This window comes from Sphingomicrobium aestuariivivum (genome assembly GCF_024721585.1).
Taxonomy (GTDB): domain Bacteria; phylum Pseudomonadota; class Alphaproteobacteria; order Sphingomonadales; family Sphingomonadaceae; genus Sphingomicrobium; species Sphingomicrobium aestuariivivum.
This window is the reverse complement of the sequence record NZ_CP102629.1, coordinates 1,442,928-1,461,452: the sequence shown is the minus strand read 5'-3', so window position 1 is coordinate 1,461,452 and position 18,525 is coordinate 1,442,928. Positions and strand designations below refer to the sequence as shown.

Annotated in this window: 17 protein-coding genes; 9 read left to right on the top strand and 8 right to left on the bottom strand. The window is 68.5% G+C overall.

The window, feature by feature from the left end; translation table 11 throughout:
- Positions 1-10 precede the first annotated feature (10 nt).
- Positions 11-1,183, top strand: a complete 1,173-nt coding sequence (locus NUW81_RS07545) for a BaiN/RdsA family NAD(P)/FAD-dependent oxidoreductase (RefSeq protein WP_245112037.1) — start codon at positions 11-13, stop codon at positions 1,181-1,183.
- Here the strand turns inward: NUW81_RS07545 and NUW81_RS07540 are convergent.
- The 5 genes from NUW81_RS07540 to hemC all read right to left on the bottom strand — a co-directional run bounded on the left by NUW81_RS07540 (position 1,180) and on the right by hemC (position 5,631).
- A complete protein-coding gene (locus NUW81_RS07540; RefSeq protein WP_245112035.1) occupies positions 1,180-1,929 on the bottom strand; it encodes an inositol monophosphatase family protein in 750 nt (249 codons plus the stop codon). The two genes, NUW81_RS07545 and NUW81_RS07540, sit on opposite strands and share 4 nt — an antisense overlap.
- Positions 1,930-1,961: 32 nt before the next feature.
- Complete coding sequence (locus NUW81_RS07535; RefSeq protein WP_245112033.1) at positions 1,962-3,134, bottom strand: serine hydrolase; 1,173 nt, start codon at positions 3,132-3,134, stop codon at positions 1,962-1,964.
- 99 nt (positions 3,135-3,233) lie between these two features.
- Positions 3,234-4,046 carry a hypothetical protein gene (locus NUW81_RS07530; RefSeq protein ID WP_245112032.1) on the bottom strand — a complete coding sequence of 271 codons (813 nt, stop codon included), beginning with the start codon at positions 4,044-4,046 and terminating at the stop codon, positions 3,234-3,236.
- A complete protein-coding gene (locus NUW81_RS07525; protein ID WP_245112030.1) occupies positions 4,043-4,720 on the bottom strand; it encodes a uroporphyrinogen-III synthase in 678 nt (225 codons plus the stop codon). Before NUW81_RS07525 ends, NUW81_RS07530 begins: the two co-directional genes overlap by 4 nt.
- Entirely contained in the window at positions 4,720-5,631 is a 912-nt protein-coding gene (gene hemC / locus NUW81_RS07520; RefSeq protein ID WP_245112026.1) for a hydroxymethylbilane synthase, read from the bottom strand. The genes NUW81_RS07525 and hemC overlap by 1 nt, the downstream gene beginning before the upstream one ends.
- Before the next feature lie 81 nt (positions 5,632-5,712).
- On the opposite strand from hemC, the gene tsaD reads away from it, so the two are divergent.
- Together tsaD and NUW81_RS07510 are read left to right on the top strand one after the other, a co-directional pair.
- Positions 5,713-6,744, top strand: a complete 1,032-nt coding sequence (gene tsaD, locus NUW81_RS07515) for a tRNA (adenosine(37)-N6)-threonylcarbamoyltransferase complex transferase subunit TsaD (RefSeq protein WP_245112022.1) — start codon at positions 5,713-5,715, stop codon at positions 6,742-6,744.
- On the top strand, positions 6,741-7,730 hold the full coding sequence (locus NUW81_RS07510; protein ID WP_245112019.1) for an NAD(P)H-dependent glycerol-3-phosphate dehydrogenase: 990 nt from the start codon (positions 6,741-6,743) through the stop codon (positions 7,728-7,730). The genes tsaD and NUW81_RS07510 overlap by 4 nt, the downstream gene beginning before the upstream one ends.
- A 127-nt stretch (positions 7,731-7,857) precedes the next feature.
- Here the strand turns inward: NUW81_RS07510 and NUW81_RS07505 are convergent, their stop codons facing one another.
- Positions 7,858-8,025, bottom strand: a complete 168-nt coding sequence (locus tag NUW81_RS07505) for a DUF1674 domain-containing protein (protein ID WP_376741941.1) — start codon at positions 8,023-8,025, stop codon at positions 7,858-7,860.
- Between the two features lie 28 nt (positions 8,026-8,053).
- Here NUW81_RS07505 and NUW81_RS07500 point away from each other — a divergent pair, with 28 nt between their 5' ends.
- The 4 genes from NUW81_RS07500 to purH are packed head-to-tail and all read left to right on the top strand — an operon-like array spanning position 8,054 to position 13,191.
- Complete coding sequence (locus NUW81_RS07500) at positions 8,054-9,310, top strand: RsmB/NOP family class I SAM-dependent RNA methyltransferase (protein ID WP_376741968.1); 1,257 nt, start codon at positions 8,054-8,056, stop codon at positions 9,308-9,310.
- Between the two features lie 22 nt (positions 9,311-9,332).
- Positions 9,333-9,986 (top strand): ribulose-phosphate 3-epimerase, encoded by a 654-nt coding sequence (gene rpe / locus NUW81_RS07495; RefSeq protein ID WP_245112014.1) that lies wholly within the window; start codon positions 9,333-9,335, stop codon positions 9,984-9,986.
- Positions 9,986-11,596: a heparinase II/III family protein gene (locus tag NUW81_RS07490; protein WP_245112012.1), complete on the top strand. Its 1,611-nt coding sequence runs from the start codon at positions 9,986-9,988 to the stop codon at positions 11,594-11,596. The genes rpe and NUW81_RS07490 overlap by 1 nt, the downstream gene beginning before the upstream one ends.
- An 8-nt stretch (positions 11,597-11,604) precedes the next feature.
- Complete coding sequence (gene purH, locus NUW81_RS07485; protein WP_245112009.1) at positions 11,605-13,191, top strand: bifunctional phosphoribosylaminoimidazolecarboxamide formyltransferase/IMP cyclohydrolase; 1,587 nt, start codon at positions 11,605-11,607, stop codon at positions 13,189-13,191.
- 132 nt (positions 13,192-13,323) lie between these two features.
- Here purH and NUW81_RS07480 read toward each other — a convergent pair whose 3' ends face one another.
- Together NUW81_RS07480 and polA are read right to left on the bottom strand one after the other, a co-directional pair.
- Entirely contained in the window at positions 13,324-14,850 is a 1,527-nt protein-coding gene (locus NUW81_RS07480; protein WP_245112008.1) for a lipopolysaccharide biosynthesis protein, read from the bottom strand.
- Positions 14,847-17,660: a DNA polymerase I gene (polA, locus tag NUW81_RS07475; protein WP_245112005.1), complete on the bottom strand. Its 2,814-nt coding sequence runs from the start codon at positions 17,658-17,660 to the stop codon at positions 14,847-14,849. The genes NUW81_RS07480 and polA overlap by 4 nt, the downstream gene beginning before the upstream one ends.
- A 160-nt stretch (positions 17,661-17,820) precedes the next feature.
- On the opposite strand from polA, the gene NUW81_RS07470 reads away from it, so the two are divergent.
- Complete coding sequence (locus tag NUW81_RS07470; protein WP_245112002.1) at positions 17,821-18,018, top strand: hypothetical protein; 198 nt, start codon at positions 17,821-17,823, stop codon at positions 18,016-18,018.
- Between the two features lie 70 nt (positions 18,019-18,088).
- Entirely contained in the window at positions 18,089-18,523 is a 435-nt protein-coding gene (locus tag NUW81_RS07465; RefSeq protein WP_245112001.1) for a hypothetical protein, read from the top strand.
- Positions 18,524-18,525: the final 2 nt, after the last annotated feature.

Below are 18,525 nucleotides of genomic sequence, written 5' to 3'. Positions count from 1 at the left end.
GCGCGGCCCCATGGAACAGGTCGACGTCATTGTCATGGGAGCGGGTGCCGCGGGGCTGATGGCGGCGATGGTCGCGGGCCAGCGCGGGCGCCGTGTACTGGTCGTCGATCATAATGACGCACCCGGCAGGAAGATCCTGATCTCGGGCGGGGGACGGTGCAATTTCACCAACCTCGGCGCGACCGACGGCAATTATCTCAGCCAGAACCCGCATTTCGCCAAGTCGGCGCTCCGGCGCTACCGCCCCGCCGACTTCATTGCGCTGGTCGAGAAGCACGGCATCGCCTGGCACGAAAAGACGCTCGGCCAGCTGTTCTGCGACGGCTCCGCCAAGCAGATCGTCGCCATGCTGATGGACGAATGCGCCGCCGCGGGCGTCGACTTCGCCTTCGGGCAGGCAGCCGACGTGGCGCGTGACGGTGATGGCTTCATCGCCACCATCGGCGCCCGTAAGGTAAGGGCGTCCTCGCTCATCCTCGCGACCGGCGGGTTGTCGATCCCCAAGCTCGGTGCCACCAGTTTCGCCTATGACCTCGCGCGGTCGTGGGGCCTCAAGATCGTCGAGCCGCGTCCTGCGCTGGTGCCGCTGACGCTGGCGGGCGACCAGCTCCTGTTCCGCGAGCTCGCAGGGGTGGCCGCCCCCGTGACGGCGCGCGCGAAAAGCGGGCCGGCCTTCGCCGAAGCCGCGCTCTTCACTCATCGCGGCCTGTCGGGCCCCGCCATCCTCCAGGCCTCGAGCTACTGGCGCAATGGCGAGCCGGTGCGGATCGACTTCCTTCCCGACCATGCGAACGGCTGGCTGCGACAGGCCAAGCGCGACACCCCCAACAGGCAACTCGGCACCTTGCTCGCCGAGCGACTGCCCGAGCGGCTCGCCGGCACGCTGGCGGAAAAGCTCGACCTGGCGGGCCCGCTGCAGGGCCAGTCGGACAAGGCGCTCGCGCAGGCCGAGGAGCGGCTGTCGGGCTGGGAATTTTTTCCGTCGGGAAGCGAAGGCTTCGCCAAGGCGGAAGTCACCGTCGGCGGCATCTCGACGGCCGAACTGTCATCGAAGACGATGGAAGCGAAGAAGGTGTCCGGCCTCTATCCGATCGGCGAGGCGGTCGACGTCACTGGCTGGCTCGGCGGTTACAATTTCCAATGGGCTTGGGCGAGCGGGGTGGCCGCGGGCCAGGCAGCCTAATCCTCGAGCGCCCGCACGGCTTCTTCATAGAGCGCCTCCGACGCCGCCGCGATCACATCGCCGCCCGTGAGGTCGCTTCCCCCCGACCAGTTGCCGACATGCCCGCCCGCGCCGCGCACGACCGCGACCAGCGCGTCATAGTCGTGCCGCTTCAATCCGGTGTCGGTCGCAAGGTCGAGCCCGCCCGAGGCGACCTTGGCAAAGGCCATCGCGTCCATACCGAAACGGGTTAGCCGCGCCGCATCGCGCAAGCGTTCGAAGCGGGACCGTTCGACCGCGTCGAAGAGATAGGGGTCGGTAGTGGCGATGCGCGCCTGCGCCAGCGACCGGCAACCGCTGGTGCGCGTGATCTCGCCATTGAGCCGCGTCTCGCCCTCGATCCCGACATAGGTGGCGCCGAGGTCGGGCAGGTCGATCATCCCCGCGACATGGGTCCCGTCCTCGAGATGGCCGACCAGCACGGCCCAGCTCGGCAGGCCGCAGATGAAGGCGCGGGTGCCGTCGATGGGGTCGAGGCTCCAGTGGCGGTTCGCGCCTTCGCGGCTCCAGCCATATTCCTCGCCCCAGATGCCATGCCCGGGGAAATGCGCCTCGATCGCCTCGCGCAGCGCCCGTTCGGCGGCGCGGTCGGCCTCGGTCACGGGGTCGAACCCCTCATCGAGCTTGTTGTCGGGGGTGAGGTCGGCGACGCCCGCGATGGCGCGGCGGGCGCGATCGCGGAGCAGGTCAAAAAAGGCGCGGTCCATGCCCCCTGCCTAGAGGCTGGGGCACGGCTTGCCTAGCGGCTGGCGACGCTCGCGTTGCCGTAGCGCTCGTGATGCGCGATCACCATCCGCGTTACGTCGCGCATCAGTTCCTGCGCGCTGCCGTCGTCGGGATTGGGCACGGTCATGAAGGCGAGCGCGTAGCTGGTGCCGTCAGGGGCGGTCAGGATGCCGACATCGTTGAGGCCGCCGCGCCAGCCGCCGAGCGTCTGGCCGGTGCCGGTCTTGTGGCTCCACTCCCAGCCAGACTTGAGCCCGCCCTTGACGCGCAGCCGGCCCGTGCGGGTCAGCCCCATCGTGGTCAGCATCTTGGCGGTCGAGGAGGGCGAGAGGAGTTCGCCGCGTTCGAGACGGGCCAGTGCGCGGGCGATCGCCATCGGCGCGGCGCCGTCATAGGGATCGTCGATATAGCGCTGGAAGGCGGCGCGGCGCTGGCCCGAGGGCACGGCCGCGCGGGCCCGGTTGAAGCCATTGTTATAGGCATAGCTCTGGCGCCAGCTCAGCCCTGCGATCTGGGCCTGCATGGCGCGCTCGCCATCGCCGAAATGGATGTCGCCCAGCGCCTTGTCGCGGACCATGCGGCGGATCGCCTCGGGCCCTCCGACGAGACGGAGCATCTTGTCATTGGCATGGTTGTCCGACTTGGTCAGCGCATCGAAGATCAGCCCGTCGAGCGAGCGGCTGTAGCCGCCCTTCAGGATCTGCGCGGTGGTCGAGGAGGACCAGAGGGTGACGTCATTGCGGTCGAAACGCACCGTTTGCCCGAGGTTGAGGCGACCACGGTCGACCTGGTCGAGCACGGCGAGGCTGACCCACAGCTTGGACACCGACTGCTGCGGGAAACGCTTGTCGACCTGCCAGCCGGCTTCCCAGCCTGCATCGATCGCCTTGATGGCGAGCCCGCTCGACCCGCGGAAGGAGCGGACGCGCTCGAGGATCTTGGCGTTGAGCTCCTCGACATGCGCGGGATTGGCCACGGCGGGGCGCTGCGGGATGGAGACAGTGAAGTCGTTGGCCATCGGGCGCGGCTGCACGCCCTCGTCATTTTCGTCGGCATCGAGGTCGATATCGAGCAGCGGGCGATCGGGCACCACCTGCGTCCGGTTCTCGGACACAAGCTGCGCACTCGCCACCGACGACAACACGGCCGCGCCGGCGATCAGGACCCTTCCAAGCCAGTTCGACATATTGTGAGACGTTCCCCTTAAACCCCGAAAATCAATGGGTTAATCATTATCACCTATATGCTTAACCGAGGCTGTCTCGAAAAGATATCGGGGGCGAAATCAATTGGTCGTGATTTGCTCACGGCTGAGCAAGGCGGCGGATTCCACGCTGTCGAGCGCCCGCTGGATGGCGACATAGCGGCGGGCTTTGGCGATCCACGCCTGCGCCGCCGGGTCGCCCGCGCCGGGTAGCCGCATGGTCTCGGCAAGCGCGGTCTCCACATTGCCGAGCTTGAGGTCGACGAGTGCCCGTTCGTAGCGGGCGCGGGGGCGCGGATTGGGCTCGCTCGCGGGATAGACCATGACGAGGCTGGCCAATGTCCGCTTCAATCGCGTGCCGAGGCCCGCGTCGGGGCCGGGGCCCCGCAGCACGGTGCCAAGCCCGCCATAGTCTGCGACCAGCGTCTCGATCGGCACGGGCGTACGGGCGCCCGCGATGACGGTGCCCACGGCGGCTTCATGATCGCGCCCGAAGCGGTCGACGAGCAGCGGTTCGAGATAGCCCAGCGGCAGGCCGCGTTCGATGGCGCGGCGCGCGGCGAAGGCGAGAAGAAGCCCGTCGGCACGCCCCGCAGCCCCCTCGGCGCGCAGCATGGCCTGTTCGAGCGCGGCGATGCGATTCTCGACCGCCTGGGCCTCCAGGTCATCCTGCACCGGTGCGGGGTCGGCGCTCGGCGGTGCGGCATCGGTCGTGTCGGGAGCGGGATCGACCGGCATGGCGGCCAGCGCCTGCGGGGCGGTGGCGGGTGCATCGCGCGCCTCGAGGCCAAGCCATTGCTGGCCCGTTTCCCATTGGCTCACGCCATAGAGCGCCGCGACCATGCCGACGCCGACAAGGGCTGCCCCCAGCCCGACCCGCTTCTTCCAGCTCATGCGCTATTGTCGCGCAAATGGGCGGCCAGTTGCAACAGTTCGCGATCGCGCGGGGCGCTGGCGACCGCCACGTCCTCCCAGTCGAGCCGGTCGGGCGGGCAGGCGTCCTCGCTGATGGAGGCCACCGCGATGCCGCTCTTGTCGATCCCTTCGCGATCGCACAGCTCGGCAAGCCGCTTGCCAGCGCGGGGGCTGTGCACCACCGCGATGGCGCCCGCGAGGCGCTCGAGCCCCGGCGGGTCGTCGCGCGTGACCGAGGAATAGACGGCCAGCGGCACGATCGTCTGGCTGGCCGAGGCAGGGGCACGGCGATGCTGTCCCGCAAGATGGAGCAGGCGGCAGTCGGGGGGCAGCCGCTCGAGCAGCGCATCGACCCCGCCCGAGCCGATCTCGTCGACCATCAGCCCCGCCGCGCGCGCCGCCGCCGCGGTGGATTCGCCCACCGCCTGCACCGGCAGGTGGCGCAGGGCCTTGAGCCCCTCGCCGCCGTGCCGCGCCGCATTGGCGCTGGTCATCAGGATGGCATCGAAGCGCTTGGGGTCGGGCGGGGTCCAGTCGATCGGGCGCACCTTGAACAGGGGCAGCGTCTCGACGCCTTCGATCCCCATGTCCGCCGCCCGCGCCGCGCTCAGGCTGGCACCGGGTTCGGGGCGGAGGAGGAGGATCGGCCGCATCAGCGAAACAGGCCCTTTATGCTTTCGGGTGCTGCGCCAAGCATGTCGTGGGCAAGCGCGGCGGCCCCGTCCGTGTCGAAACGGTCGAGCGTGATCTCGCGGGTCACCGCTGCACCGCCGTCTTCGGCGTAGAGCGCGGCGCGGAAGGTGACGTCATCGCCCGACAGCGTCGCCAGCGCGGCGACGGGCGAATGGCAATCGCCGCCGAGCGCGGCCGTGAAGGCACGCTCGAGACGCACCGCATCGCTGGTCGCCCGATGATCGATGGCCGCCAGCGCTTCCTGCGCCCGCATATCGTCACGCCGCGCGTCGATCCCGATCGCGCCCTGTGCGGGCGCGGGGAGCATGACGTCGGTGCCGACCGGCGTACCTTCGTCGACGCCGAGCCGTTCGAGCCCTGCCGCCGCGAGCATGGTCGCATCGACCTTGCCCGCTTTCACCGCCTCCAATCGCGTCGCGACATTGCCACGCAGCAGCGTGGTCACGAGATCGGGGCGCAGCCGCCGGACCTGCGCGGCACGGCGCGGGCTGGCGGTTCCGATCACCGCGCCCTCGCGCAATTCGTTGAAGGAAGCCGCGCCGATCAGCCGGTCGCGCACGTCGGCGCGCGGCAGCATCGCGGCAATGCCGAGACCCTCGGGGCGATAGGGGTCGCTTTCGACATCCTTCATGCTGTGCACACTGGCGTCGGTCTCGCTATCGAGGAGCGCTCGGTCGAGTTCCTTGGTCCAGACGGCCTTGCCGCCCATTTCGGTCAAAGGCGCGACGCGGTCGCGATCGCCGCGGGTCGACAGGATGACGACATCGACGTCCCCTTCGGCCCAGCCATTCTTGGCAATGAGCGCTGCCTTCACCATCTCGGCCTGCAGGAGGGCGAGCGGCGATCCGCGCGTGCCTAGTCGGAAAGTCATGGATTTTCCCCTGCCCGTTTGCGGGCATCGGCACAAGTGGCGCTGGCTTTCTCTCCGCCGGAACGTCTATGGAAAGCCCAGATGAGCGTCATTCTCGCCCTTGAAAGCAGCTGCGACGACAGCGCCGCCGCCCTTGTCGGCTCGGACCGCCAGATTCTCGCGCAGGCCGTGGTCGGCCAGAACGAGCGCCACGCCCCCTTCGGCGGGGTCGTGCCCGAGATCGCCGCCCGCGCCCATGCCGAGATCCTGCCCGACCTTGTCCGGCAGGTACTCGCCGATGCCGACATGGACGCGACAGAGGTCGATGCCATTGCCGCCACCGCGGGGCCGGGCCTCGTCGGCGGCGTCATGGTCGGCCTGCTGGCGGGCAAGGGCCTTGCGCTCTCGACCGGCAAGCCACTCATCGCGGTCAACCATCTCGAAGGCCATGCGCTCAGCCCGCGCCTCACCGATCCCGACCTCGACTTTCCCTATCTCCTCCTGCTCGCCAGCGGGGGCCACTGCCAGCTTCTCGAGGTGCGCGGGGTCGATGACTATCGACGCCTCGCCACCACCATCGACGATGCCGCGGGCGAGGCCTTCGACAAGGCGGCCAAGCTGATGGGGCTCGGCTATCCCGGCGGCCCGGAGATCGAGAAGCTCGCCATGAAGGGCGATCCCACGGCGGTGCCCCTGCCGCGACCGCTGGTCGGCTCGGGCGAACCCCATTTCAGCTTTGCCGGTTTGAAGAGCGCGGTGCAGCGCGCGGTCGTCGCCGACCAGCACAGCCATGCCGATATCGCGGCCAGCTTCCAGCAGGCAGTGCTCGACTGTTTCGTCGACCGCACCCGCATCGCCCTGGGGAAAACCGACGCGCCCGCGCTCGTCGTGGCCGGCGGGGTCGCGGCCAACAAGGCGGTGCGCGGCGCGCTCGAACAATTGGCGGGCGAACATGGCCGCCGCTTCTCGGTACCGCCCGGCTGGCTGTGCACCGACAATGCGGCGATGATCGGCTGGGCGGGGGCCGAGCGCTTTGCCGCCGGCCTCGTCGATCCGCTCGATACGCCGGCGCGGGCGCGCTGGCCGCTGGACAGGAGCGCCGAGAAGGTGCGCGGGGCAGGAGTGAAAGCATGACCATCGAGAAGATCGCCGTCGTCGGCGCGGGCGCCTGGGGGACCGCGCTCGCACAGGTCGCCGCCACCGGCGGGCGCGAGGTGCTGCTGTGGGCGCTCGAGGAAGACGTCGTCCGCGCCGTCAACAAGATCCACCAGAATCCCGTCTACCTCAAGGACATCCCGCTCGAGCCGGCGATCCGCGCGACCAGCAATTTCTCCGAGCTGTCGGAGGCCGACGCCTGGCTTGTCGTCACGCCAGCGCAGCATATGCGCGCCGTCCTCGGCCGCGCGCCCTGCCCCGGCATGCCGCTCGTCCTCTGCTCGAAAGGGATCGAGGAACGCTCGGGCCAGCTCCTCCACCATGTCGCCAAGGACGTTTGCGCGTCTTCGCCGGTCGCGGTGCTGTCGGGCCCCTGCTTCGCCCATGAGGTCGCGCGCGGCCTGCCCACTGCCGTCACGCTCGCCTGTGAGGACGAGGAGCTCGGCAAGGCGCTTCACGAACGGCTCGCGCTGCCCACCTTCCGCCTCTATTCGACCGATGACGTCGCGGGTGCCGAGGTCGGCGGGGCGATCAAGAACGTCCTCGCCATCGCCTGCGGCATCGTCGAGGGGCGGCAGATGGGCCAGAACGCCCGCGCCGCCATCATCGCCCGCGGCTTTGCCGAGATGAAGCGCTATGGCGCCGCCGTCGGCGCCCGCGAGGAAACGCTGGCGGGGCTGTCAGGGCTAGGCGACCTGGTGCTGACCTGTACCTCTACCGCGAGCCGCAACTTCTCGCTCGGCAAGGCGATTGGCGAGGGCCAGTCGGCGGCCGCGCTCATGAGCGACCGCACCACTGTGGCCGAAGGCGCGCATACCGCGCCCGTGCTGGCAAAGATCGCGAAGGACGAGGATATCGACATGCCGATCGTCGAGACGGTCGCAGCGCTGCTCGCGGGCGAGCTCAATATCGACGAGGCCGTGGAGCAGATCCTGAGCCGGCCGGCACGGCCGGAGAATGCCTAGGCGCTAGGGGGTCGGGGCGGCCCGACCCCGTCGGTCCTGTCGCTTCGCGCAGGCCGTCCGTGGCTTGCCATCTCTCGCGCTGTTCCGGCGACCCTGCGGGTCGGCGTCACTGCGCTCGGTGGCGCGCTCAGAAATCCCAGGCGATGCCTTTACGCTCCCAGTCGCCGTAGCGCGTCGGGTCCTTCTTTTCCTTCTCGCCGACCGGTCCGTCATTGTCCTCGACCGGCTCGGGTTCGGGCACGGGCGGGCTGGGCGACAGATATTTCGGCGGTTTGAGGTGTTCGGGCCGTTTCATGCTGCCCATTTGGGCGCTATGGGGGCGCATGCCAAGACCACAGAAGAGTCGTACTCCCGACGCCGCGGGAACCGGCGCACGCCGCGCCGCCCTCAAATTGCTCGATGCCGTGCTGCGCCGCGCCGAGACGATCGATGCCGCCGCGCCCGCCGCGACCAAGGGCCTGAAGCCCGAGGATGCGCGCCTCGCACAGGCCATCGCGGGCGAGACGCTGCGCCGCCTGCCAGACCTCGATGCGCTGATCGACGGCGCGATGGAGCGTCCCGTCGCCGAGGATGCCAAGGTCCGCATGGTGCTGCGCCTCGCGCTGACGCAGGCGATCACGCTCGAGATCCCGCATCATGCCGTCGTCGCCACCGCGCTCCCGCTGGTCGAAGGCGGCCAGCGGCGACTCGTCCACGGTGTGATCTCGAAACTTCTGAAGTCGGACCTCCCCGACCTGTCCAAGCCCCAGCTTCCCAAGGCCATCGCCGAACGCTGGTCGCTGTGGGGCGAGGATGCGCTCGAGGCCGCCCGTACCATGCTCGGCGAGCGCCCCCCGCTCGACATCAGTCTCAAGGCCGATGACGCCACCGCGCCCGAGGGCAAATCGCTCGCGCCGCGCCACGTCCGCGTCACCTCGGGCGACAGCGTCACCAGCCTGCCCGGCTTCGATGAAGGCAATTGGTGGGTGCAGGACCTCGCCGCCTCGCTGCCCGCGCGGCTCATCCCGGCCAATGCGCGCCGCGTCCTCGATGCCTGTGCCGCGCCCGGGGGCAAGACGCTCCAACTCGCCGCCGCCGGCCATGACGTCACCGCGCTCGACCTCAACGGTCGCCGCAACGAGCGCGTCCGGCAGAATCTCGAGCGCACCGGCCTCAAGGCGCGCGTCGTCACCCGCGACTTGCGCCGCCACAAGGGCGAGGCATTCGATGCCGTGCTGCTCGATGCGCCGTGCAGCGCCACCGGCACCTTCCGCCGCCATCCCGAGAGCCTCTATCGCGCCAGCCCGCGCATCATCGCGGAGATGGCCGAGCTGCAGGCGCAATTGCTCGACGCGGCGGCGGGGCTGGTGAAGGTCGGCGGCAGCCTCGTCTTCGCCACCTGCAGCCTCGAGCCCGAAGAGGGCGAATTGCAGGTCCCCGCCTTCCTCGCGCGCAACCCGGGCTTCCGCATCGAACCCGCGCCCACGTTCGCCGGCATCGCGCCGTCCTCGAAGGGCTGGCTGCGCATCACGCCCGGCATGCTGGAGGCCGAAGGCGGGCTCGACGGCTTCTTCATCGCGCACCTTGTTCGCGACGCCTGATCAGGGCATTGGAAAGACCATCATGACGATCATCTCTCCCTCGATCCTCTCCGCCGATTTCGCCAAATTGGGCGAAGAGGTCCGCGCCATCGACGAAGCCGGTGCCGACTGGATCCATGTCGACGTGATGGACGGCCATTTCGTGCCCAACATCACCATCGGTCCGGCGGTGGTGAAGGCGCTCCGTCCGCACACCGACAAGCCCTTCGACGTCCACCTGATGATCAGCCCCGTCGACCAATATCTCGAGGACTTTGCCGAGGCGGGTGCGGACATATTGACGATCCATCCCGAAGCGGGGCCGCATGCGCACCGCTCGCTCCAGAAGATCCGCTCGCTCGGCAAGAAGGCGGGCGTGGTTCTCAACCCCGGTACCAGCGAGAGCGCGATCGATTACCTGATCGAACAGGCCGACCTCGTCCTCGTGATGAGCGTCAATCCCGGTTTTGGCGGGCAGAAGTTCATCCACGACCAGCTCCGCAAGATCGAGCGCATCGCCAATCTTAAGGAACAGCGCGGGCTCGACTTCCACCTCGAGGTCGATGGCGGGGTCGATCCCGATACCGCGCCCAAATGCAAGGAGGCCGGTGCCACCGCGCTGGTCGCGGGCTCGGCGGTCTTCCGCGGGGGTCCGGACGCCTACGCTTCCAACATCGCGGCACTGAAGAACGCCTGATGTTCGAGGGCGGCTGGCTTGGTCGGCTGCTCGGGGGCAGGCGCCAGTCGTTGCGGCTGGCGGCGGTGGCGCGCGACCATGTCGAGGGCGACCGGCAGATCGGCGAAGCGCTCGGCAAGGGCGTGCTTTTCCACGACGGCGAACGCTACTCTCTGAAAGGGCTCGACTTTGCCGCGCTCGATCTGGCGAAACCGATCCACCGCCATCTCCACGGCTTTGCGTGGCTGCGCGATCTCGCCGCCGCGAGCGGCCGCGAACAGGGAGCACGGCTCGGCGAGGCGGTGATCCGCCGCTGGCTCGCCCAGCATGGCGGCGAACCCGATGCCGCCTGGGCGCCCGACCTGATGGGAGAGCGGCTCCTCTTCTGGATGGCCTATGCGCCCTACATCCTGTCGAGCCGCGACGAGAATTACCGCGCTGCGCTGCTCAATGCGATGGCGCGCGCTGCGCGGCACCTCGGCGAACATGCCGACAAGGTCGCGCCCGGCCTGCCGCGCATCACCGCTTGGAGCGGCATGACCGCCGCCTGCCTGTGCATGGAAGGCGATTTGCCGCGCGTCGCCCGCGCCGAAGCGGGTCTCATGCGCGCATTGGCGCAGGGCCAGCACGAGGATGGCGGCCTGATCAGCCGCCGCCCGTGGGAGCAGGCGCAGCTGGTCGACCGCCTCGGCCTCGTCCGCGCTGCCTATTTCGCTGCCAAGCAGACGCTGCCCGACGCGCTCGAGGATGCCGCCGGCGCCGCGCTCGCCGCGCTCCACGGGGTGCGGATGGGCGATGGCGGGCTGGCCAGCTGGCAGGGCGGCCACCCGGGCGATCCGCAACAGCTCAATGCGCTGGTCGAGGGCTGCGGCATGCGCGCACGGCCCCTGCGCAAGCCCCGCGGCTGGGGCTATCACCGCCTCTCCGCGCTCGGCACGGTGGTCCAGCTCGACGGCGCTGCCCCGCCGACACCCCCGCATGCCGCCGCCGCCCACAGCAGCGCCCTCGCCATCGAGTTGTGCGACGGCGAGCAGCGCCTCGTCATGAGCTGTGGCGGCCCCGCCGACCGCCCCGACCGCTTGCCGCCGCCGCTAGTCGCGGGGCTGCGCGGGTCGGATGCGCATTCGGGGCTCGTCCTCGATGGGGCCAACGCGACGCAGCTCGATGAGGACGGCGCGCCCAAGAAGGGCCTGCCCGAAGTCGACGTCGAGCGCCGCGAGGACGATCATTTCAGCCGCCTCACCGCGACCCATGACGGCTATCTCAAGCGTTACGGCCTTATCCACGAGCGCAAGCTCGCGCTTGCCAATGACGGTAAGGAAGTGCGCGGCGAGGACAATCTAGCGCCGGAGGGCCGCCGCCTCAGGCGCAAGACCCTGCCCTTCCTCCTTCGCTTCCATCTCTCGCCCGACGTCGAGGTCATCCCGACCGCCGACGGGCAGGGCGCGCTCCTGCGTCCCAAGGCCGCGCCGCCATGGCAGTTCCGCTGTACCGGCGGCAGCCTGTCGCTCGACCAGAGCCTCGTCATCGGCCCCGGCGCGCGGCCCATCAATTCGACCCAACTTGTCATCGCTTCGGAAGCGGGCAAGGAGGGCGCCACCGTCAACTGGCAATTCCGCCGCTCCAGCTAGGGAACATCATGGCCACCCACACCCCCATTCGCCGCGCGCTGCTTTCGCTTTCGGACAAGGAGGGGTTGGAGCCGCTCGCGCGCGCGCTGGCCGCGCATGGCGCCGAACTGGTTTCGACCGGCGGCACCGCCAAGGCGATGCGCGAGATGGGCCTCGAGGTGAAGGACGTCGCCGACCTCACCGGCTTTCCCGAGATGATGGACGGGCGCGTGAAGACGCTCCACCCCAAGGTGCATGGCGGCATCCTCGCCCGCCGCGACAAGCAGGACCATCTCGACGCGATGGAAGCGCATGACATCGGGCCGATCGATATGGTGGTGATCAACCTCTATCCGTTCGAACAGACGGTGGCCTCCGGCGCGGACCGCGAGACGATCATCGAGAATATCGACATCGGTGGCCCCGCGATGGTGCGCTCGGCGGCCAAGAACCACGCCTCGGTCGCGGTCGTCACCGACCCCGCCGACTATGACGCGGTCATCGGCGAGATCGAGGGGCATGGCGGCCTCACGCAGGAATTCCGCACCATGCTCGCGCACAAGGCCTATGCGCTGACCGCGAGCTACGATGCCGCCATCTCGAGCTGGTTCGCCTTCGCCGACCTCGGACAGGGCTATCCCGAGACCCGCTCGATCGCGATGACCAAGGCCGACGAGCTGCGTTATGGCGAGAACCCGCACCAGAAGGCCGCGCTCTACATCCCGCAGGCGGTCCGTCCCGGCCTCGCCGGCGCTACCCAAGTGCAGGGCAAGGCGCTGAGCTACAACAACCTCAACGACGCCGACGCGGCCTACGAGCTGATCGCCGAGTTCCGCGACGGTCCCCCTGCCTGCGTCATCGTCAAGCACGCCAACCCTTGCGGCGTCGCGCAGGCCGCCGACCTCCTCACCGCCTGGAACGACGCGCTCCAGTGCGACAGCGTTTCGGCCTTCGGCGGCATCGTCGCGGTCAACCGCCCGCTCGACGAAGACACCGCCCGCGCCATCACCGACATTTTCACGGAAGTCGTGGTGGCGCCGGACGCCGATGACGCCGCGAAGGCCGTCTTCGCCAAGAAGAAGAACCTGCGCCTGCTGCTGACCGGCGAGCTCCCCGACCCGGCGCGCCCGGGGCAGATGTTCAAGCCCATCGCGGGCGGCATCCTCATCCAGGACCGTGACAATGGCATGATCCGCCAAGAAGACCTCAAGGTCGTCACCAAACGCCAGCCGACCGAACAGGAGCTGAAAGACTGCCTCTTCGCCTGGACGGTGGCCAAGCACGTCAAATCCAACGCCATCGTCTATGCCAAGGACGGCGCGACGGCGGGGATCGGCGCGGGCCAGATGAACCGCCGCGACTCAGCGCGCATCGCCGCGATCAAAGCGAAGGAAGCCGCCGAAACGCATGGCTTCGGCGAAGCGCGCACCATCGGCAGCGCGGTCGCCTCCGATGCCTTCTTCCCCTTCGCCGACGGCCTCATCTCGGCCGCCGAAGCGGGTGCCACGGCAGTGATCCAGCCGGGCGGGTCGATCCGCGACGAGGAAGTCATCGCTGCTGCCGACGAGGCGGGGCTGGCGATGGTCTTCACGGGGATGCGCCACTTCCGCCACTAGGCGCGCCGCCGAGCGGAAGGGTAGCGTTGCAAGGGCAACGCGTCCTTCCGTCGAGAGACGGCAAGCCGCGGCCAGCGGGTCGCGGCAGCGAACCCGTCTGACGGGGTCAGGCCGCCCTGACCCCGCTAGTGCCTAGTTTGAAAGATCGTCGCCCGGCGTCGCTGCGCCCGGGCGCTCCTTTTTCATCTTGAACAGTTCGCGGTCCTCGGGGCCGAAACCCCAACGCCACACGACGATGCCGAAAACGAGCAGGATGGCGGGCGCGCCGATGGTGAGCTGCGCCCAGTCGGGGATGCGCCCGATCATCAGCCCGAGCGGGATCGTCGCAATGCCCGCCCAGACCAGCGGCCAGCGCCAGCCCGACACGCTCGCATTGACGATGCCCGACAGCAGCCACGCCTTGGCGATGGCGGCAAAGCCCAGTGCGGCGGCAAGGCCGATGGCGGCGCCCGCGGCCTGCACCTCGACCGGATAGCCCATGTTGCGCAGGACGATGATCGCGCCGGCGCCGATCGCGGCCTCCAATGCGAGCATGATGAAGCCGATGATCATGTTGCGATGGCGCGCGAGATAGATGAGCGCGGCCTCAGACACGGCGGCCATGGCGGCGATCACTTCGGCGGCGAGCAGCACGGCGAGGATGATGTAGCCCGCGCCGAATTCCTCGCCGACGAGGTTCATCACCGCCATCGCGGGGATGCCGAGCGCGAGGGCCACGCCCGCCTGTGCGGCGATGATCCAGAAGCCGACCTGCCGCACCTGCTGCGCGACCGCGCCCATGTTGCCCGCCTCGACATTCTGGCTGATCACGGGCCCCATGATGGGGTCGAAGCTGGTCTTCAACTTGGACGGCAGCGAGGCGACCTGCTGCGCGGCCCAGTAGATGCCGACGATGGCGGGGGTGAAGAACAGGCCGAGGACAAGGATGTCGAGGCGGCGCGATGCCCATTCGGTGGCATCGGCGGCGGCCACCGGAAGGTTGCGCCGCGCCATTCCCCAAAGCTCGGCATAATGCGGCTTCCAATGGTGCGGCAGGCCATAGTCCTTGATGAAGGGCCAGAGCGCGGCGAGCAGCGCGCCGACCATCGAGGCGACATAGGCGACGATCAGCCCGTCATCGGTCGAGATGAAAGCCCAGACCCCCGCGACGATCGAGATGGTCCAAGGCTCGACGATGGCGCGGCTGCGCACGGTGGCGGCGATATTGTGGCGATAGTTGCAGGCCGCCAGCGCCACCTCGGTCCACGCCAGCGCCAGCACGGTGATCGGCAGCAGCCGCTCCAGCCCGCGCACCTCGGAGTTGGGGAACATCATCTGCGGGAAGAGGAACAGCACCGCCATGATGAGGAGGCTGCCGAGCATGGCCACGACCATGCCGTCCCAGACGATATGCGTATGGTCCTTACCCTTCGAGGCCGACAGCTGCTGGGCGAGCCCGCGCTTGAGGCCGAGGGTCGCGATCTGCGCCGAGAATTCGACGACGATCAGCGCATAGGCAAAGCGCCCCAGCGCTTCCGCGCCATAAAACTGGCCGGCGATGAACAGGAAGGGGATGCGCGCCAAGAGGCGCAGCACGAAACCGAAGAAGTTGATGCGGCCCCCGCGGGCGAGCGCCGCGAGATCCTTCTTGCCCCCGTCGGCGGCATTATCGGCGCTCAATGCGCTGCTCCCCAATTGGCGCCCCAGCCGATCACGACCTCGAGCGGCACGTCGATCTCGAGCATCGGCCTTGCCGCCTCTTCCATCACCGGCCGGATGACGGCGGCGGCCGCTTCTTCCTTGCCGTGGGGCACCTCGAACAGCAGTTCGTCGTGCACCTGCAGGAGCATTTTCACGTCATCGAGCCCGGCCTTGACGAGCGCATCGTCCATCCGCGCCATCGCGCGCTTGATAAGGTCGGCGCTGGTGCCCTGGATCGGCGCGTTGACCGCGGCGCGCTCGGCACCCGCGCGCACGTTCGGCATGCGCGCATTGATGTTCGGGAAATGCGTCTTGCGCCCGAACAGGGTGGTCGTGAACCCCGTCTCCTTCACCTCGGCGGTGGTCCGCGCGATATAGTTCTGGATGCCGGGGAAGCGCTGGAAATAGGTGTCGATGATCGCCTTGGCCTCGTCGCGCCCGATGTCGAGGCGGCCCGCGAGCCCGAAGGCGGAAATGCCGTAGAGGATGGCGAAGTTGACCGTCTTGGCCTTTCCACGGGTCTCCTTCGTCACCTCGCCGAACAGTTCGGTCGCGGTGCGGTCGTGAATGTCCTCGCCCTCGCGGAACGCCTCCTTCAGTTGGGGCACGTCGGCCATGTGGGCGGCGAGGCGCAGTTCGATCTGGCTATAGTCGGCGCTGAGGAGGCTGTGCCCTTCCTCGGCGACGAAACAGTCGCGGATGCGCGCGCCGATGGGGGTGCGGATGGGGATGTTCTGGAGGTTGGGATCGTTCGACGACAGGCGGCCCGTCTGCGCCCCGGCGAGACTGTAGCTGGTGTGCACCCGCCCCGTCTTCGCGTTGATCTGCTCCTGCAGCGCGTCGGTATAGGTCGACTTCAATTTCGAAAGCTGGCGCCATTCGAGCACCTTGGTGGCGACATCGAACCCTTCGCCCGCGAGCCGTTCGAGTTCGCTCTGGTCGGTCGAATAATTGCCCGACTTGCCCTTGCGGCCACCCTTGGCGCCGAGCTTCTCGAACAGGATGTTGCCGAGCTGCTGGGGCGAACCGATGGTGAACTCCTCGCCCGCCGCGGCGTAGATCTCGGCCTCGAGCGCGGTCATGTCCTCGGCGAACTGCTTCGACAGGCCGGCGAGCGCGGCGCGGTCGACCTTGATGCCCCGTAGCTCCATCCGGCTCAGCACTTCCGGCATCGGCCGGTCGACGCGCTGGTAGACAGTGGCGGCGCGCTCGGGCGCCATGCGGGGCTTGAGGCGCTGCCACAGGCGGAGCGCGATATCGGCATCCTCGGCGGCATATTCGGTCGCCTTGTCGAGCGGCACCTCGGCGAAGCTGATCTGTTTCCGGCCGGTCCCGCAGACGTCCTTGAAGGAAATGCAAGTGTGTTCGAAATGCTGGCTCGCCAGCGTGTCCATGCCGTGGCCCTGCAGGCTGCGGCCGGCGTCGAGGTTGAAGCTCATGACGAGCGTGTCGTCATAGGGCGCCATGACGATCCCCTCGCGGGCGAACATGGCGAGGTCATATTTGAGGTTGTGCCCGATCTTGAGCACGCTCTCGTCCTCGAGCAGCGGCTTCAGCTTCTCGAGCACCGCAGCCTTGTCGAGCTGGTCGGGGCGCTCGCCGAGGAGGTCGGTGCCGCCATGGTCGAGCGGGATGTAGCAGGCGACATCGGGGCCGACCGACAAGCTGATGCCGACAAGCTGCCCGGTCACGCAGTCGAGGCAGTCGGTCTCGGTATCGACCGCGACATGGCCGACGTGCCGCGCGGCGAGGATCCAGCGCTCGAGGTCGGTCATGTCGGTGACCGTCTCATATTTCGAGCGGTCCACGCTGATCTTCTCGGACGCGGGCGGGGCGGCAGGGCCGTGATCGGCGCTGTCCATGCCGGTCTCGCCCGCCTTGCCGCGCTCGGCCTGCGGCTTCGAGCCGCCGCCCATGCGGTCGAGCAGGCGCTTGAAGCCCTGCTCCTCGAGGAAGGCGCGCAGCGGCTCGGCGGGGATGCCGTCGAGCTTCAGTTCCTCGAGCGGCTGCGGCAGCGGCTGGTCGCAGACGAGCTCGACCAGCTCGCGCGACAGGCGGGCATTGTCCTGGTGTTCGGTCAGGTTCCGCTTGAGCGCGGGCTTGGTGATATTGTCGAGATTGGCGAGGATATTGTCGAGGTCGCCATATTGCTCGAGCAGTTGCGCGGCGGTCTTGGGCCCCACGCCCGGCACGCCCGGGACATTGTCGACCTTGTCGCCCATCATGGCGAGCAAGTCGCCGACCTTCTCGGGCGGCACGCCGAACTTCTCGATCACGTCCTCGCGGCGGATGCGCTTGTCCTTCATCGTGTCGAGCATGTCGACATCGGCGCCATTGTCGCGCGTTTCGATGAGCTGCATCAGGTCCTTGTCGGAGCTGACGATGGTGACCCGCCAGCCCTTGTCGGCGGCGGCCTTGGCATAGCAGGCGATGATGTCGTCGGCCTCGAGCCCGCTCTGCTCGATGCAGGGCAGCGAGAAGGCGCGGGTCGCCTCGCGCACCAGCGGGAATTGCGGCACGAGGTCCTCGGGCGCGGGCGGGCGGTTGGCCTTATATTCCTCGAACAGTTCGTCGCGGTGGGTCTTGCCCGAGGCATCGAGGATCACCGCGAGGTGGCTCGGCCCTTCCTCCTTGTTGAGGCCGTCGGCGAGCTTCCACAGCATCGCGGTATAGCCATAGACCGCGCCGGCGGGGGTGCCCGCCTTGTTCGTGATCGGCGGAAGGACGTGATAGGCGCGAAAGATATAGCTCGAGCCGTCGACGAGATAGAGGTGGGGCTGGTCGGCCATGGCGGGGGGTTTAGCAGGGCTTGCCCGCCTTGCCATGCCAAAATGATTTCGCCTGTTTACCACGAGCCGCCGCGCCCGCTCGACGAATGGTGCAAAAGGCATGGCACCATCGGCCCGCTCGCGCGTCTTGTCTGCTCTGACAGTCGCGTAAGGTGTTCCAATGCCCCGTTTTTCCATCCTCTATTTCGAACAGAGCACGGTCGTCGATGCCGAGACGCTGCCCGGCGGCGACGTGCTCGAGGCGATCGATTACGCCAATCGCGTGCGGCGCGGGCGGCGCGCCGAAATCTGGTCGGGGCCGCGCTGCGTCGGCGAGGTTGGCGGGCATGAAGCCGTGCCTTTCCGGATTCCTGCTTAGGGTTTGATTCCGATCAAGGCGGGGGCGTCAGCGCGCCGTCAAAAGAGGGCATCCATCAAGGAGATGCCCGATGTCCAAACCGATCACCGAAGCTGAAGTCATCGCCGCCGCCGAGCGGGCGCAAGCGCCGAGCCTTCGCAACATCCGCACCGATATCGAGGACCGCAGCTTCGGCCTGCCCGCCGCGTTGCATGTCATCTACTTCGGTGCCTTCCTCGCCTATCTCGGCATCATGGCGGTGGGCTTCCCCCACCCCGAAATGGTGCTGCCGATGGCGATCTTCTTCACCTTCGTCATCGCCGCCTTCGCGGTGCCGATGGCGTGGACCCGCATCGCGCCCGACCGCAGCAGCCGCGCGATGCGCCTCGATACCCTGCTCGCCAAGGGCATCGCCACCGAGACCGGGAAGAGCTCGGGCGGCGACGCGGTCGCGCAGGTCCTCATCCTCCCCTTGCTCATCGTCGGTTGGGGCATCGCCGCGGTGAGTATCGCCGCCCTGGCCTAGCC

Coding starts and splice junctions, on each gene's coding strand:
- NUW81_RS07545 (WP_245112037.1), top strand. CDS start 11: ATGGAACAGGTCGACGTCATTGTCATGGGAGCGGGTGCCGCGGGGCTG.
- NUW81_RS07540 (WP_245112035.1), bottom strand. CDS start 1,929: ATGGACCGCGCCTTTTTTGACCTGCTCCGCGATCGCGCCCGCCGCGCC.
- NUW81_RS07535 (WP_245112033.1), bottom strand. CDS start 3,134: ATGTCGAACTGGCTTGGAAGGGTCCTGATCGCCGGCGCGGCCGTGTTG.
- NUW81_RS07530 (WP_245112032.1), bottom strand. CDS start 4,046: ATGAGCTGGAAGAAGCGGGTCGGGCTGGGGGCAGCCCTTGTCGGCGTC.
- NUW81_RS07525 (WP_245112030.1), bottom strand. CDS start 4,720: ATGCGGCCGATCCTCCTCCTCCGCCCCGAACCCGGTGCCAGCCTGAGC.
- hemC (WP_245112026.1), bottom strand. CDS start 5,631: ATGACTTTCCGACTAGGCACGCGCGGATCGCCGCTCGCCCTCCTGCAG.
- tsaD (WP_245112022.1), top strand. CDS start 5,713: ATGAGCGTCATTCTCGCCCTTGAAAGCAGCTGCGACGACAGCGCCGCC.
- NUW81_RS07510 (WP_245112019.1), top strand. CDS start 6,741: ATGACCATCGAGAAGATCGCCGTCGTCGGCGCGGGCGCCTGGGGGACC.
- NUW81_RS07505 (WP_376741941.1), bottom strand. CDS start 8,025: ATGAAACGGCCCGAACACCTCAAACCGCCGAAATATCTGTCGCCCAGC.
- NUW81_RS07500 (WP_376741968.1), top strand. CDS start 8,054: ATGCCAAGACCACAGAAGAGTCGTACTCCCGACGCCGCGGGAACCGGC.
- rpe (WP_245112014.1), top strand. CDS start 9,333: ATGACGATCATCTCTCCCTCGATCCTCTCCGCCGATTTCGCCAAATTG.
- NUW81_RS07490 (WP_245112012.1), top strand. CDS start 9,986: ATGTTCGAGGGCGGCTGGCTTGGTCGGCTGCTCGGGGGCAGGCGCCAG.
- purH (WP_245112009.1), top strand. CDS start 11,605: ATGGCCACCCACACCCCCATTCGCCGCGCGCTGCTTTCGCTTTCGGAC.
- polA (WP_245112005.1), bottom strand. CDS start 17,660: ATGGCCGACCAGCCCCACCTCTATCTCGTCGACGGCTCGAGCTATATC.
- NUW81_RS07470 (WP_245112002.1), top strand. CDS start 17,821: ATGCCCCGTTTTTCCATCCTCTATTTCGAACAGAGCACGGTCGTCGAT.
- NUW81_RS07465 (WP_245112001.1), top strand. CDS start 18,089: ATGTCCAAACCGATCACCGAAGCTGAAGTCATCGCCGCCGCCGAGCGG.